The 14,399-nt window shown below is 67.6% G+C and carries 12 protein-coding genes; 6 read left to right on the top strand and 6 right to left on the bottom strand.

What is annotated here, in order from left to right; genetic code table 11:
- On the bottom strand, positions 1-672 hold a 672-nt coding region (locus AB0L75_RS26590; RefSeq protein WP_365185364.1), incomplete at its 3' end, for an IS110 family transposase.
- Positions 673-878: 206 nt separating this feature from the next.
- On the opposite strand from AB0L75_RS26590, the gene AB0L75_RS26585 reads away from it, so the two are divergent.
- Positions 879-1,835 carry a hypothetical protein gene (locus tag AB0L75_RS26585; protein ID WP_365185361.1) on the top strand — a complete coding sequence of 319 codons (957 nt, stop codon included), beginning with the start codon at positions 879-881 and terminating at the stop codon, positions 1,833-1,835.
- 143 nt (positions 1,836-1,978) lie between these two features.
- Here AB0L75_RS26585 and AB0L75_RS26580 read toward each other — a convergent pair whose 3' ends face one another.
- The 5 genes from AB0L75_RS26580 to AB0L75_RS26560 form a co-directional block, all read right to left on the bottom strand.
- Positions 1,979-3,037, bottom strand: coding sequence for a dipeptide ABC transporter ATP-binding protein (locus AB0L75_RS26580; protein ID WP_365185360.1), 1,059 nt, complete (start codon positions 3,035-3,037; stop codon positions 1,979-1,981).
- Positions 3,038-3,063: 26 nt separating this feature from the next.
- Positions 3,064-4,089, bottom strand: coding sequence for an ABC transporter ATP-binding protein (locus AB0L75_RS26575; protein WP_365185357.1), 1,026 nt, complete (start codon positions 4,087-4,089; stop codon positions 3,064-3,066).
- 12 nt (positions 4,090-4,101) lie between these two features.
- Positions 4,102-5,082: an ABC transporter permease subunit gene (locus tag AB0L75_RS26570; protein ID WP_365185354.1), complete on the bottom strand. Its 981-nt coding sequence runs from the start codon at positions 5,080-5,082 to the stop codon at positions 4,102-4,104.
- An 82-nt stretch (positions 5,083-5,164) separates the two neighbouring features.
- A complete protein-coding gene (locus AB0L75_RS26565) occupies positions 5,165-6,949 on the bottom strand; it encodes an ABC transporter substrate-binding protein (protein WP_365185352.1) in 1,785 nt (594 codons plus the stop codon).
- 74 nt (positions 6,950-7,023) lie between these two features.
- On the bottom strand, positions 7,024-8,055 hold the full coding sequence (locus tag AB0L75_RS26560; protein WP_365185349.1) for an ABC transporter permease: 1,032 nt from the start codon (positions 8,053-8,055) through the stop codon (positions 7,024-7,026).
- Between the two features lie 466 nt (positions 8,056-8,521).
- Between AB0L75_RS26560 and AB0L75_RS26555 the strand changes: the two genes are divergently transcribed.
- The 5 genes from AB0L75_RS26555 to AB0L75_RS26535 all read left to right on the top strand — a co-directional run bounded on the left by AB0L75_RS26555 (position 8,522) and on the right by AB0L75_RS26535 (position 14,272).
- Positions 8,522-10,141 carry an ABC transporter substrate-binding protein gene (locus AB0L75_RS26555; RefSeq protein ID WP_365185346.1) on the top strand — a complete coding sequence of 540 codons (1,620 nt, stop codon included), beginning with the start codon at positions 8,522-8,524 and terminating at the stop codon, positions 10,139-10,141.
- Between the two features lie 5 nt (positions 10,142-10,146).
- Positions 10,147-11,067, top strand: coding sequence for an ABC transporter permease (locus AB0L75_RS26550; RefSeq protein WP_365185343.1), 921 nt, complete (start codon positions 10,147-10,149; stop codon positions 11,065-11,067).
- The gene (locus tag AB0L75_RS26545; protein ID WP_365185340.1) at positions 11,060-12,040 is read left to right on the top strand and encodes an ABC transporter permease; all 981 of its coding nucleotides are present in this window, start codon (positions 11,060-11,062) and stop codon (positions 12,038-12,040) included. The genes AB0L75_RS26550 and AB0L75_RS26545 overlap by 8 nt, the downstream gene beginning before the upstream one ends.
- A 230-nt stretch (positions 12,041-12,270) precedes the next feature.
- Positions 12,271-13,245: an ABC transporter ATP-binding protein gene (locus AB0L75_RS26540; protein WP_365185337.1), complete on the top strand. Its 975-nt coding sequence runs from the start codon at positions 12,271-12,273 to the stop codon at positions 13,243-13,245.
- Positions 13,238-14,272 carry a dipeptide ABC transporter ATP-binding protein gene (locus AB0L75_RS26535; RefSeq protein WP_365185335.1) on the top strand — a complete coding sequence of 345 codons (1,035 nt, stop codon included), beginning with the start codon at positions 13,238-13,240 and terminating at the stop codon, positions 14,270-14,272. The genes AB0L75_RS26540 and AB0L75_RS26535 overlap by 8 nt, the downstream gene beginning before the upstream one ends.
- The last annotated feature ends 127 nt before the right edge of the window (positions 14,273-14,399 follow it).

Here is a 14,399-nt window from a genome sequence, read left to right as displayed (position 1 = left end):
GGCCTGGGCCGCTTTGGCGGCCGTGTCCGCGACCGAGTCGGCACCGCGCACACCGCGGTTGGCAAGCCAGGCTGTCAGCCTGGCCCTGCCTCGACGCCGTATGGCAGCCGGTGTCTGGTAGCCAGTCAGCAGCACCAGTGCACCCTTGTGTCCGCTGTAGTCGAAGGACCCTTCCAGCGCGGGGAAGATGCCGGTGAGCACGTCGCGGAGCCGGTTGATCATCCGCACCCGGTCGGCGACCAGATCAGATCGGTACGCGGTCAGCAGTGCCAGGTCGGCGGCAAGCTGGGCCGGCACACCGATCGTGGTGAAGTCCCGGCGATGGCGGGCGGTTTCGGCGATGACGTAGGCATCGCGGGCGTCGGTCTTGGCCTCACCCCGGTAGGCGCCTGCCATGCGGTTGACGGTGCGGCCAGGCACGTAAACGGCCTGCTGCCCGTGCGCCGCGAGCAGTGCCAGCAAGAGTGCCGAGGACCGGCCCGAGATATCCACTGCCCAGGAGACTTCCTCGGCCAGCTCCAGGATCTCGCCGAGCGCCGCCAGGATCGCCGACTCATCGTTGTCGATCTTCTTCGACCAGACCGTAGCGCCTGTCTCGTCGACCATCGCCGCCCAGTGGTGGCCCTTTCCCGCGTCGATCCCGGCCCAGAGCCGGGTCTTCCCCTCGCTCACGTGCCCCTCCGTCTTCCGCGCAGCGTGCCATCAGCCCGAGGAACACCCCGTCGTCATCTCCGTAGACAGCGACCAGAACGCGCATTTCAATCAGCGACCAGGGCGCCCCAGAGGGCCGGACGGCCACTCCTTCCGAGCCACTGCAGGCAAGAACTGATCAGCCACATCCGGCCCTCCCGGGCCACACAACAACTTACGGAGAGCTGATGGTCGGCTCGTCGCATGAGGCATTGCATCGGATCTTCCAGAAGGATCCGACGCTGCTGACGAAGGCGTTACAGAAGGTGCTGCACGTGCCGTTTCCCGAGCCTCGGGAGATCGCCGCGCTGAATGTGGACCTGACCGAGATCGAACCGGTCGAGCGCCGCGTGGACACCCTGCTGCGGGCGGAGACGGACGAGGGCACCTATCTGCTGGTGGTGGAGTCGCAGGGGAAGGCGGACGAGCGGAAACGGGGCAGCTGGCCGTACTACATGTCCTACCTGCATGAGAAGTACCGCTGTGAGCCGGTGCTCATCGTCATCACGCAGAGCAGCAGTACGGCGCGGTGGGCATCGAAGCCGATCCGGTTCGGCTTCCCCGGCTGGGACTCGATGATGGTACGGCCGCTCGTGCTGGGCCCGGACAACGTTCCGGTGATCGCCGACACGCATCAGGCCGAACGGGACGTACCCCTTGCGGTGCTCTCGGCCATGACACACGGGCGTGGTCCGCAGGCTCCGGCCATACTGGAATCCCTGGCCGCCGCCCTGCGGACCATCGACCCTGACAGCGCCGCAGTCTTCGTGCAGTTTGTCGACTCCTGCCTGGCCGACCCCCAGGCGAAAGAGATGTGGAGGGATTTGATGACGGCGATCCAGTACTTCTGGCGGCACCCGCTCGCGGAGCAAGTGCGTGAGGAAGGCAGGGAGCAAGGCCGAGAAGAAGGATGGGAAGAAGGACGGGAAGAGGGCCGGGCAGAGGGCCGGGAGCAGGGCCGGGAGCAGGGCCGGGCCGAGGCCAAGGCCGAGATGGTGCTCCACATTCTGGAGTGGCGCCGCATCCCGGTGCTCGACGCCGACCGCAAGCGAGTGGCGGCCTGCACGGACCTCGCCCAGTTGGAAGTCTGGGCCCAGCGCGCCGTACACGCCACCGACGCGGCGGAGTTGTTCGACATCGAGTGAGCGGTGCGGTCCCGTGGACATGCCGAAGGCCCGCGTCCGGGAAGACGCGGGCCTTCGTCCCTGGAAGCGGACGTTCGTGGGCTCGGGTCAATGGGCCGGTGAAAGTCCGTTCCGCGAGGGGCGGCTGACGGAAAAGGGGTGTGTCAGGCCGCTGCCTCGGGGTCCTTGGACAAACCTTCCTCGCCGAGACGGGGGGCGGGAACCGTGTCCGCCGTCTCCGGGTAGTGGCACGCCGTCAGGTGGCCCGGCTTGTTGCCCTCCGCCTGCACCAGCGGGGGCGCCTCCGTCGCGCACTTCTCCGTCGCCTTCCAGCAGCGGGTGCGGAAGCGGCAGCCGGAGGGCGGGTTGATCGGGGACGGGACGTCGCCGACGAGGCGGATGCGCTCGCGCGGCTCCGCGTCCACCGTCGCCTCGGGCACGGCGGAGAGCAGGGCCCGGGTGTAGGGGTGGCGCGGGTTGTTGTACAGGTCGTCGCGGTCGGCGATCTCGACGATCTTGCCCAGGTACATGACGGCCACGCGCTGCGAGAAGTGGCGGACGATCGCGAGGTCGTGGGCGATGAAGACGAACGCGATGCCCAGTTCCCTCTGGACCTTCTGGAGCAGGTTCACGACCTGGGCCTGGATCGAGACGTCCAAGGCCGAGACCGGCTCGTCGGCGACGATCAGCTTCGGTTCCAGGGCGAGCGCGCGGGCCACGCCGATGCGCTGGCGCTGGCCGCCGGAGAACTCGTGCGGGAAGCGGTTGAAGTGCTCCGGGTTGAGGCCGACGATCTCCAGGAGTTCGCGGACTCGCTTCTCGCGGCCGCCCTCCGGGTTGATGTCGTTGATCTCCATCGGGCCCGAGATGATCTTGCCGACCGTCTGCCGCGGGTTCAGCGAGGCGTACGGGTCCTGGAAGATCATCTGGATCTCGGAGCGGATGGGCGCCAGCTGCTTGCGGTTGGCGTGGGTGATGTCCTGGCCGCGATAGGTGATCTTGCCGCCGGTCGGCTCCAGCAGGCGGGTGATCAGCCGGCCCGTCGTCGACTTGCCGCAGCCCGACTCGCCTACGAGGCCCAGGCTCTCGCCCTCGGCGACCTGGAAGTCCAGGCCGTCCACCGCCTGCACCGCGCCGACCGTGCGGCGGATCGGGAAGCCGCCCTTGATCGGGAAGTGCTTCGTGAGCCCGGAGACGTCCAGGAGGGGGTTCGTGTTGCTCATGGTCGTGAAGTCCCGTCTGGTGTCCGTCAGTTGTGCCGGGTTCCGGCGAAGTCGGCGAAGAGGTCCCGCTTCTGGTCAAGGGTGAGGTGGCAGGCGGAGCCTCGGCCCTCGGCCACCTCCAGCGCCGGGCGCTCGGCCGAGCACAGGCCGCCGGCGACCTTCTCGGCGAACGCGCAGCGCGGGTGGAAGCGGCAGCCGGACGGTGGGTTGAGGAGGGAGGGCGGGGCACCGGGGATGGGCGTCAGCGGCACGTCGACCGGGCCGTCCAGGCTCGGCATCGAGTTCAGCAGGCCGAGGGTGTAGGGGTGGTCCGGGGTGCTCAGCACCTGCTTCTTGGTGCCGCGCTCCACGCATCGGCCGCCGTACATCACGAGGACGTCGTCCGCGATGTCGGCGATGACGCCCAGGTCGTGGGTGATGAAGATGATCGCGGTGCCGAACTCCTGCTGGAGGTCCTTCAGCAGGTCCATGATCTGGGCCTGGACCGTCACGTCGAGGGCCGTCGTCGGCTCGTCGGCGATCAGCAGCTCGGGGTCGCAGACCAGCGCCATGGCGATCATCGCGCGCTGGCGCATACCGCCGGAGAACTGGTGCGGGTAGTCGTCCACGCGGGTGTCGGGCTGGGGGATGCCGACGCGGCGCAGCATCTCGATGGCCCGGTCCCGGGCCTCCTTCTTGGAGGCGCCGGTGTGCTTGCGGTACGTCTCGGCGATCTGCGCGCCGATGGTGTGGTACGGCGAGAGCGAGGCAAGCGCGTCCTGGAAGATCATGGACATCTTGTTGCCGCGCAGCTTCTCCAGCTCGGACTCGGTGGCGCTGATCAGCTCCTTGCCGTCGAGCAGGATCTCGCCGTCCATCGTGGTGTTGCGCGGGTCGTGCAGGCCCAGGATCGCCATGTTGGTGACGGACTTGCCGGAGCCGGACTCACCGACGATGCCGAGGGTCTTGCCCTTCTCCAGGTCGAAGGAGAGACCGTCGACGGCCTTGACGACGCCGTCCTCGGTGGAGAAGTGGACCTTCAGGTCGCGCAAAGAGAGGAAGGGGGTGCTCATGGTTCGCTCTCCTTACGCGAGGCGCACGCGCGGGTCGATGAGGGCGTACACGGCGTCGACGATGATGTTGAAGACGACGATCGCGGCTGCGGCGACCAGGACGACGCCGAGCAGCATCGGCAGGTCGTTGGTGCTGACCGCCTTTACGGAGAGTGCACCGATGCCCTGGAGGCTGAAGGTGTACTCGGTGATGATCGCGCCGCCGAGCAGCACGCCGAGGTCGAGGCCGAAGATGGTGACGATCGGGCCCATCGCGCCGCGCCAGGCGAAGCGGAAGAACACCGTCCGGCGGGAGAGCCCCTTGGCGCGGGCCGTGCGGACATAGTCCTCGCTGAGCGACTCGACCATCTGGGACCGCGTCATACGGGTGTAGTTGGCGGTGAAGATCAGCGACAGCACCAGCCACGGCACCAGCAGGCCCGTGAACCACTGCCCCGGGTTGTCGGTGAACGGCGTGTAGTTGGCCCGGTCGAGCAGGTGCCACTGGTCCACGAGCAGGTAGGTGGCGAAGACGCCGACGACGTAGATCTGCATCGAGGAGGCGATCAGCGAGGCGGAGCTCGCGATCTTGTCGAGGGCCTTGCCCTGCTTCACCGCGGCCAGCATGCCGGTGCCGACGCCGAAGACCACGAAGACCGCGGCGCTGCCGAGGGCCAGCGAGAGCGTGGTCGGGAAGCGGTCCTCGATGGTGCCGAGGACCGGCTCGCGGTTCTGGAAGGAGTAGCCGAGGCACGGCGCGTCGCAGTGCCCGAAGGAGCTGTAGTCACGCCCCACGAACAGGCCCTTGAGCCAGTCCCAGTACTGCACGGGGAGCGAGTGGTCGATCCCCAGGTTCTTCTTCACCAGGGCCAGGGTCTCGGGGGTGCAGACCTTGCCGCACGCGATGCGGGCGGGGTCACGCGGAGCGGCGTAGAACATGACGAACACCAGGGCGCTGATGATCAGCAGGATCACAGCCGCGCCGAGGGTCCGGCGGATGAGGAAGCGGAGCATGGCAGTTGGGTTTTCCTGACGGATGCCGTAGGGGGTGAGACGGCGGGGCGGCACCGGGGCCGCCCCGCCAGGGGGTCGTACGTCAGGCCTTCACGAAGGTCTTGTACAGCAGGGTCGCGGAGAAGTTCGGGTCGTACTGAGCGCCGCCGACCTTCGAGCCGTACAGGTAGTAACGGCGCTGGAAGGTCTCGGGGATGATCGGCGCGACCTCCTGCATGATCCGCTTGTCCAGCGCGGCCCAGGCCTTGCCCGCCTCCTGCTGGTCGGCGATCACCGCGTTCTTCTTGATCCCGTCGTTGATCCAGCTGATGTTGGTCTGTGAGATGTTGTTCTGGCCGTTGCCGATGGCGGCACCGTCGAACAGCGGCTGGATCACGGTGAAGGCGGTCGGCCAGTCCGGGGACCAGCCGAACCACATCACGTCGTAGCTGTTGTTGATCTGCTGGATCTGGTCGTAGTAGGTGGTGTTGTCGACCGCCTTGATGACCGGGGTGAAGCCGGCTGCCGTCAGCGCGTTCTCGATGACGACCTTGGTCTTGTCGTAGGTCGGGTCCTTCGGGTACGCGTAGACGACCTTCATGCCCAGCTTGCCGGCCTCCTTCAGGAGCGCCTTGGCCTTCTCCGGGTCGCCCTGCGGCTTGGTGAGCTTGCCGTAGAGGTCGTACTTCTCGTACCCGATGAGGTCCGGGCTCATGATCGAGGACGCGAGGTCACCGGCGGACGGGCCGCCGTAGATCTGCCGGATCTGCTGCAGCGGCCACGCGTGGTTCAGGGCCTGGCGGACCTTCAGGTCGGTGATGCGCTTGGTGTTGATCGCGTAGTAGTAGAGGCCCGGGGTGAGGCCGTTGAAGCTGCGCGCCTTCAGGTTCGGGTCGGTGAGGACCTTCTGGATGCGCTCGGCCGGGACGCCCTTGTAGATCGACACGGCGTACTGGTCGTTGCCCTGGTCCGAGATGAAGCGGTCGGTGGAGTCGAGGCCCTCGATGCCGAAGGTGAACTCGAAGCCGTCCGGGTAAGCGTTGCGGATCGAGTCGGTCGCCGGGTCCCAGTTCTTGTTGCGGACCAGGACCATCGACTTGTCGGTCGTGTGGGCCTTGATCTTGTACGGACCGCTGGAGACCGGCAGCTTGTCGTACTTCTCCTTGGTGTCCAGCTTCACCGGCGTGGCGGCGTACGAGTGCATCGCCAGCGTGAAGTTGAAGTCCGGCTTGGGCTCGGCCAGCTTGAAGGTGATCGTGCGCTTCGCCTTGTCGGTCTCGATCGAGTCGAGCTGCTTGCCCTTGTACGGACCCTCGTAGGCGTCACGCCACTTGGCGCCCTTGCCGGTCAGCGCCATCTGGACGTAGGTGGCGGACTCGGTGATGAAGGGGGCCCACAGGCGCTCGATGCCGTGGCGCACGTCGTCGACGGTCAGCTCGCTGCCGTCCTCCCACTTCAGACCCTCCTTCAGCGTGAAGGTCCAGGTCTTGTTGTCCTTGGAGGCGGTGCCGGTGTCGGTGGCGAGGTCGCCGACGAGCTTCTGGTGGCCCGTGGAGTCGATCTTGTAGCCGGTCAGGCAGCGGTGCAGGAGCAGCGCGGCCGTGGAGTTGTACGCGAAGTAGATGCGCTGCGGGTCCAGGTGGGAGAAGTCCTGCGGCGACAGGCCGTAGATCGTGCCGCCCTTCTTCGCACCGGGGATCTCCGGGGCCGGGCCGGTCGAGTCGGCCTTGGTGCCGATCTCAACCTTGGCGCCGGTGTAGGAGGTGGCACCGTCGGTCGGGGCGTTGCCGGTGCCGCCCCCGCCGCCGCTGCTGCACGCGGACAGCAGCGTCGAGCCTGCGGCCGCGACAGAGGTGGCGATGACGAAATTTCTGCGGGAGAGAGACATGGCTGACCCGTTCGTAGTGGAGGACGAGAGGTGCTGTGGTCCGGCCGGGCCCCGTCGCTCGGCCGGGGCGGAACTCAGCGCTTGGTCTTCGGGTCCAGTGCGTCGCGGACCGAGTCACCGAGGAGGTTGAAGGCGACGACGAAGAGCACCATGGTCACGCCGGGGAAGAGCATGAAGGTGATGTCGTCCTGGTAGACCTTGGCGCCGTTCTGGATCATGACGCCCCAGTCGGGGGTCGGGTCCGAGAGGCCGACGCCGAGGAAGGCGAGACCCGCTTCCGCGGTCACGTAGGTCGGGAGGAGCAGCGTTGCCTGGATGAGGATCGGGGTCCACAGGTTGGGCAGCAGTTCCTTGAAGATGATGCGGGCCGGGGAAGCGCCGGTGACCTTGGCCGCCTCCACGAACTCGCGCTCGCGCAGGGCGAGCACCTCGCCACGCAGCAGTCGGGCGATGGAGGCCCAGCCGAAGGCCGTCATCACGACGATCAGGCTGGTGACGGTCAGCCAGACCGGGGTGTTCTCCTCGGGCGAGACGAAGATCGCCAGGACCACCGGCCAGAAGGCGATGAAGAACAGGGTCTGCGGGAAGGCCAGCAGGATGTCGATGATCCGGCCGACGAAGTAGTCCGTCTTGCCGCCCATGTAGCCGGCGGTGATGCCGATGACGACACCGAGCACGGTCGTCAGCAGGGCGGCGGCGGTCGCGATCAGCAGCGAGTTGCGGATGCCGTAGAGCAGGAAGGTGAAGACGTCCCGCCCGAGCTGCGGCTCGATGCCGAACCAGAAGTCGGAGCTGATGCCGCCGTTGGGCTTGATCGGGTAGTTGAACTGGTTGAACAGGCCCGGGATGTTCATGCCGTACGTGGTGTACGGGTCCTTGCCGTACACCTTGGCGATCAGCGGCGCGGCAATGCCCACGACGAAGAAGAAGATCACCACAAAGGCGGATATGACGCCCGTCCGGTCCCGCTTGAAGCGGGTCCAGGCCAGCCGTCCCGGAGAGCGGCTCTCGGTGCCCTTGGGGTTGCCGGGCTTCGCCGATGTGGCGCTGTCTTCGTCGGTCACCTCGAGTGCGGCGGCCGGGGAAGAGGATGCGGGGGTGGTCATGATGCTCCGTGCCTTGTGGGTCAAGGCTCCGCAGGGCGCTCCCCTACGGGCTACGCCGGACTTTTTCAACGCAATTCATTCAAGGTCAATAAATTCTCGGTCGCCTTGGTTGCGTCTTTACCTTCTTTACTCGCACTTGACCATTCCGTAGCTACGCGGGTAGCACGCTGTAATCGATCCGTGCTTCACATCGGACTAACTGGACCAAACGGGCAATCAGTTCGATATACGGACGGTGGTGTGCCGAAATGCGTACATCGACACGTCGCAATCCAACGTTTCGGCATCGTTGCGCGAAGATCTGTTGCGCTCTCTACCCAAGATCGTCCATGCGGCACGCCTCCGCTGCCTGCATTCGGATGACGTGTCCCTCTAAAGGCTGCTCAATCCGGCGACGGGCATGCGATATGCGGCGCATGAGTCGATATTGGCCGGTATCGGTTCTGTGATCGCGGAGGAGGCAGCCATGCGGGGAATCACGCACGCCCGTTGGGCCGCCGGAGTGATCGCCGCGGGGCTGCTCGCCACCGCCTGCGGCAGCGGACAGGGGTTCGGCGGCGCCGGGGTGCTGACCTCCTCCTGGGGCGACCCGCAGAACCCGCTGGAGCCGGCCAACACCAACGAGGTCCAGGGCGGCAAGGTCCTCGACATGGTCTTCCGGGGCCTGAAGAAGTACGACCCGAGGACCGGCAAGGCCCAGAACATGCTCGCCGAGCGCATCGACACCTCGGACTCGCGGAACTTCACCATCAGGCTGAAGGCCGGGTGGGCCTTCTCCAACGGCGAGAAGGTGACCGCCCACTCCTTCGTGGACGCCTGGAACTACGGGGCCAGCCTGAGGAACAACCAGAAGAACGCGTACTTCTTCGGCTACATCGCGGGCTACGACAAGGTCCACCCCGACAGCGGCACACAGACCGCCGACACCCTGTCCGGGCTGAAGGTGGTCGACGACCGCACCTTCACCGTCCGGCTCAACCAGAAGTTCTCCAGCTTCCCCGACACCCTCGGCTACGCCGCCTACGCCCCGCTCCCGCGCGCCTTCTTCACCGACCACGCGGCCTGGCTGAAGAAGCCGGTCGGCAACGGTCCCTATCTCATCGACTCCTACAGCAGGGGCTCGGCGATGAACCTGAAGAAGTGGGACGCCTACCCCGGACCTGACCCGGCACGCAACGTCGGGGTGACCCTGCTGGTGTACACCGACAACAACACCGCCTACACCGACGTACTGGCCGGCAACCTCGACCTGGTCGACGACGTGCCCGCCGCCCAGCTCAAGAACGTCGACACCGACCTGAACGGCCGCTACATCAACACCCCGGCCGGCATCCTGCAGACCCTGGCCTTCCCCTACTACGACCCGAAGTGGAACACCAGCGGGGCACGGAAGGTCCGCACCGGCCTGTCCATGGCGATCAACCGCAAGCAGATCACCGAGACCATCTTCCGCGGCACCCGCACCCCGGCCACCGACTGGACCTCCCCGGTCCTCGGTGTGGCCGGCGGCTACAAGGCCGGGCTGTGCGGCCATGTCTGCGACTACGACCCCGCGCGGGCCAGGCAGCTGATCCAGGAGGGCGGCGGGATCCCCGGCGGCCGGCTGAGGATCACCTACAACGCGGACACCGGCTCGCACCGGCAGTGGGTGGACGCCGTGTGCAACTCCATCAACAACGCCCTGGGCGACGACCGGGCCTGCGTCGGCAACCCGATCGGCACCTTCGCCGACTTCCGCAACCAGATCACCCAGCACAAGATGTCCGGTCCCTTCCGGGCCGGCTGGCAGATGGACTACCCGTTGATCCAGAACTTCCTGCAGCCGCTGTACTACACGGGCGCCTCCTCCAACGACGGCAAGTGGTCCGACCAGCAGTTCGACCGGCTCGTCGACCGGGCCAACGCCGAGACCGGGCAGGCCGCGGCCGTCCGGCTCTTCCAGCGCGCCGAGGAGGTCGTGCGCGACAACATGGCGGCCATCCCGCTCTGGTACCAGAACGGCAGCGCCGGCTACACCTCCCGGCTCTCCCATGTGGCGCTCAACCCGTTCAGCGTGCCCGTCTACAACGAGATCAAGGTCGGCTGAGCGGCATGGCGCGCTATGTCGCACGGCGGCTGCTGCAGATGATCCCGGTGTTCATCGGGTCGACGCTGCTGATCTTCCTGATGGTGAACGTGATGGGCGACCCCATCGCGGGCCTGTGCGGCGAGCGGGCCTGCGACCCGGCGACCGCCGCCCAGCTGAAGCGGGAGTTCGGCTTGGACAAGCCGCTCTGGCAGCAGTACGCGACCTACATGGGCAATGTCTTCACCGGCGACTTCGGCACCGCCTTCAACGGCCAGAAGGTCACCGAGCTGATGGGATCGGCGTTCCCCGTCACCATCCGGCTCACGATCGTCGCCATCCTCTTCGAGATCGTCGTCGGCGTGACGCTGGGCGTGCTGACGGGCCTCAGACGCGGGCGGCCCATCGACACCGGGGTCTTGCTGGGCACCCTGGTGGTGATCTCCGTGCCCACCTTCGTCACCGGTCTGCTGCTCCAGCTGCTGCTCGGCATCAAATGGCAGTGGATCAGCCCGTCCGTCCGCTACGGAAGTTACGACGAGCTGATCCTGCCCGGCCTGGTCCTCGCCTCCGTCTCCCTCGCCTACGTCACCCGGCTGACCCGCACCGCCATCGCGGAGAACAAACGGTCCGACTACGTCCGTACGGCGATCGCCAAGGGCCTGCCCCGGCACCGGGTGATCGTCCGGCATCTGCTGCGCAACTCGCTGATCCCCGTGGTCACGTTCATCGGCGCCGACATCGGCGCGCTGATGGGCGGTGCGATCGCCACCGAGCGGATCTTCAACATCCATGGCGTCGGCTTCCAGCTCTACCAGGGCATCCTGCGCCAGAACACCCAAACGGTCGTCGGCTTCGTGACCGTCCTCGTCCTTGTCTTCCTCGTCGCCAACCTCCTCGTCGACCTCCTGTACGCCGTACTCGACCCGAGGATCCGCTATGCCTGAACAGCCGCATGAGCCCGAAGGGGCGATCGCCGGGACCGGCATGGGCGGGACGATGGACCTGGGCGCGAGCGAGGCGGCCACACTGGAGCGCACACCGGGCGGCCCGCTGGGCACGGGACCCGCGGGCAGGCCCCGCAGCCTGTGGTCCGACGCCTGGCGGGACCTGCGCCGCAACCCCGTCTTCCTCCTGTCGGGGCTGGTCATCGTCTTCCTGGTCTTCGTCTCCCTGTGGCCCTCGGCGATCGCCTCCGGCAGCCCCCTGAAGTGCGACCTCGCCAGGGCCCAGGACGGCGCGGGCCCGGGCGCGCCCTTCGGCTACGACGGCCAGGGCTGCAACGTCTACACGCGCACGGTGTACGGCGCCCGTACGTCCGTCACGGTCGGTGTGCTGGCGACGCTCGGGGTGTCCGTCGTCGGCTCGGTGCTCGGAGCGCTGGCGGGCTATTTCGGCGGCGTCTGGGACTCGATCCTGTCCCGGATCACCGACATCTTCTTCGCGATCCCGGTGGTCCTCGGCGGTCTGGTCCTGCTGTCGGTGGTGACGAGCAACACGGTCTGGCCGGTCATCGGGTTCATGGTGCTGCTCGGCTGGCCGCAGATCTCCCGGATCGCACGCGGCTCGGTCATCACCGCCAAGCAGAACGACTACGTCCAGGCCGCCCGCGCCCTCGGCGCCTCCGACTCCCGCATCCTGCTGCGCCACATCGCCCCGAACGCGGTGGCACCGGTGATCGTGGTGGCGACCATCGCGCTGGGCACCTACATCGCGCTGGAGGCGACCCTGTCGTACCTCGGAGTGGGCCTGAAGCCGCCCAGCGTCTCCTGGGGCATCGACATCTCCGCCGCGTCCCCCTACATCCGCAACGCCCCGCACGCCCTGCTGTGGCCCTCGGGCGCCCTGGCCCTCACGGTCCTGGCGTTCATCATGCTCGGCGACGCGGTCCGCGACGCCCTCGATCCGAAGTTGAGGTGATGGTGCGGTGCTGCTGGGAGAGCGGGGTGTGCGTGGGGGGTTTCCGGTCCGCGGGAGGGGCGGTCGGGGCCGGCGAGGGTGTGGGGTCATGGGGCGGACAGAGGGGGCCGGTGCCGGTGCGTGCCCTGCTGCGGGGCCGTTCAGACGTACCGGCGCTCACCGTCCCGGATTCGTCATGCTCGGCGACGCGGTCCGCGACGCCCTCGATCCGAAGTTGAGGTGATGGGGGCGTGTTGCTCGAAGTGCGGGATCTGCAGGTGGAGTTCCGGACGAGGGACGGGGTCGCACATGCGGTGAACGGGGTGAGTTGCGGGGTCGACGCGGGGGAGACACTCGCCGTGCTCGGGGAGTCGGGGTCGGGGAAGTCCGTCACCGCGCAGGCCGTGATGGGGATCCTCGACATGCCCCCGGGCAGGATCACCGGCGGAGAGATCCTCTTCCAAGGGCAGGACCTGCTGAAGCTCAAGGAAGAGGAGCGGCGGAAGATCCGGGGCGCCGGGATGGCGATGATCTTCCAGGACGCCCTGTCGGCCCTCAACCCCGTCATCTCCGTGGGGGACCAGCTCGGCGAGATGTTCGTCGTGCACCGGGGCATGTCGAGGAAGGACGCGCGGGGCAGGGCCGTCGACCTGATGGAGCGGGTGCGCATCCCGGCCGCCGCCCAGCGGGTGCGGGACTATCCGCACCAGTTCTCCGGCGGTATGCGCCAGCGCATCATGATCGCCATGGCGCTGGCCCTGGAGCCGGCGCTCATCATCGCCGACGAGCCGACCACCGCCCTCGATGTCACCGTGCAGGCCCAGGTCATGGATCTGCTCGCGGAGTTGCAGCGCGAGTACCACATGGGGCTGATCCTCATCACCCACGATCTCGGGGTCGTGGCGGACGTGGCCGACCGGATCGCCGTGATGTACGCCGGGAAGATCGTCGAGTCGGCGCCCGTGCGTGACATCTACAAGGCGCCCGCCCACCCCTACACCCGCGGCCTGCTGGACTCCATCCCGCGCCTGGACCAGAAGGGACAGGAGCTGTACGCCATCAAGGGCCTGCCGCCGAACCTGATGGACATCCCGCCCGGCTGCTCCTTCCACCCGCGCTGCCCGATGGCCCAGGACGTCTGCCGCACCGACGAACCCGTGCTGTACAAGGTCTCCGCGGCGCGCGGCAGCGCCTGCCACTTCTGGAGGGAGTGCCTCGATGGCTGAGCCGATCCTCGAAGTGACCGGGCTCGTCAAGCACTACCCGCTGACCCGGGGCATCCTGTTCAGGAGGCAGGTCGGCGCGGTGAAGGCCGTCGACGGCGTCGACTTCACGCTCCACAAGGGCGAAACCCTCGGCATCGTCGGTGAGTCGGGCTGCGGCAAGTCGACGGTCGCCAAGCTGCTCTGCAACCTGGAGCGCCCCACGGCCGGCTCGATCCGGTTCAAGGGCGAGGACATCACCAAGCTGTCCGGCCGCGCGCTGAAGGCCGTCCGCCGCAACATCCAGATGGTCTTCCAGGACCCGTACACCTCCCTCAACCCCCGGATGACGGTCGGCGACATCGTCGGTGAGCCGTACGACATCCACCCCGAGGCCGCGCCCAAGGGCGAGCGCCGGCGCAGGGTCCAGGAGCTGCTGGACGTGGTCGGCCTCAACCCGGAGTACGTCAACCGCTATCCGCACCAGTTCTCCGGCGGCCAGCGCCAACGCATCGGCATCGCACGGGGGCTGGCCCTCCGCCCGGAGATCATCGTCGCCGACGAACCCGTCTCCGCCCTGGACGTCTCGGTCCAGGCCCAGGTGATCAACCTGCTGGACCGGCTGCAGTCGGAGTTCGACCTGTCGTACGTCTTCATCGCGCACGACCTGTCCATCGTGCGGCACATCTCCGACCGGGTCGGCGTCATGTACCTGGGCCGGATCGTGGAGATCGGCCGGGACGCCGAGATCTACGACCACCCGACCCACCCCTATACGCAGGCGCTGCTCTCCGCGGTGCCGGTCCCGGACCCCGAGGCCCGTGCGCAGCGTGAGCGGATCATCCTCAGCGGAGACGTGCCGTCCCCGACGAACATCCCGTCGGGCTGCCGCTTCCGCACCCGCTGCTGGAAGGCGCAGGAGCGCTGCGTGCGGGAGGTGCCGGCCCTCGCCGTCCCGGCCGTCTTCCGTGACGCGTCGGGTCCGGCGGCCCATGACTCGGCCTGCCACTTCGCGGAGGAGAAGCAGGTGGTCCCGGCGGAGGGGGAGTAGGAGCGTACGGCAACGGGCCGGGACGACATGGCGCGTCCCGGCCCGTTCACGGCACCCGCACGGCCGTACGCTGATCAGCCTCCCGTGTCCGTATATCGGTACCGCTTCCGTGAAGTTGCCTGCGTGT

It is taken from the genome of Streptomyces sp. NPDC052101, assembly GCF_040680235.1.
Classification (GTDB): Bacteria; Actinomycetota; Actinomycetes; order Streptomycetales; family Streptomycetaceae; genus Streptomyces.
The sequence above is the reverse complement of the archived record's forward strand: the minus strand, read 5'-3'. Positions and strand labels throughout refer to the sequence as shown.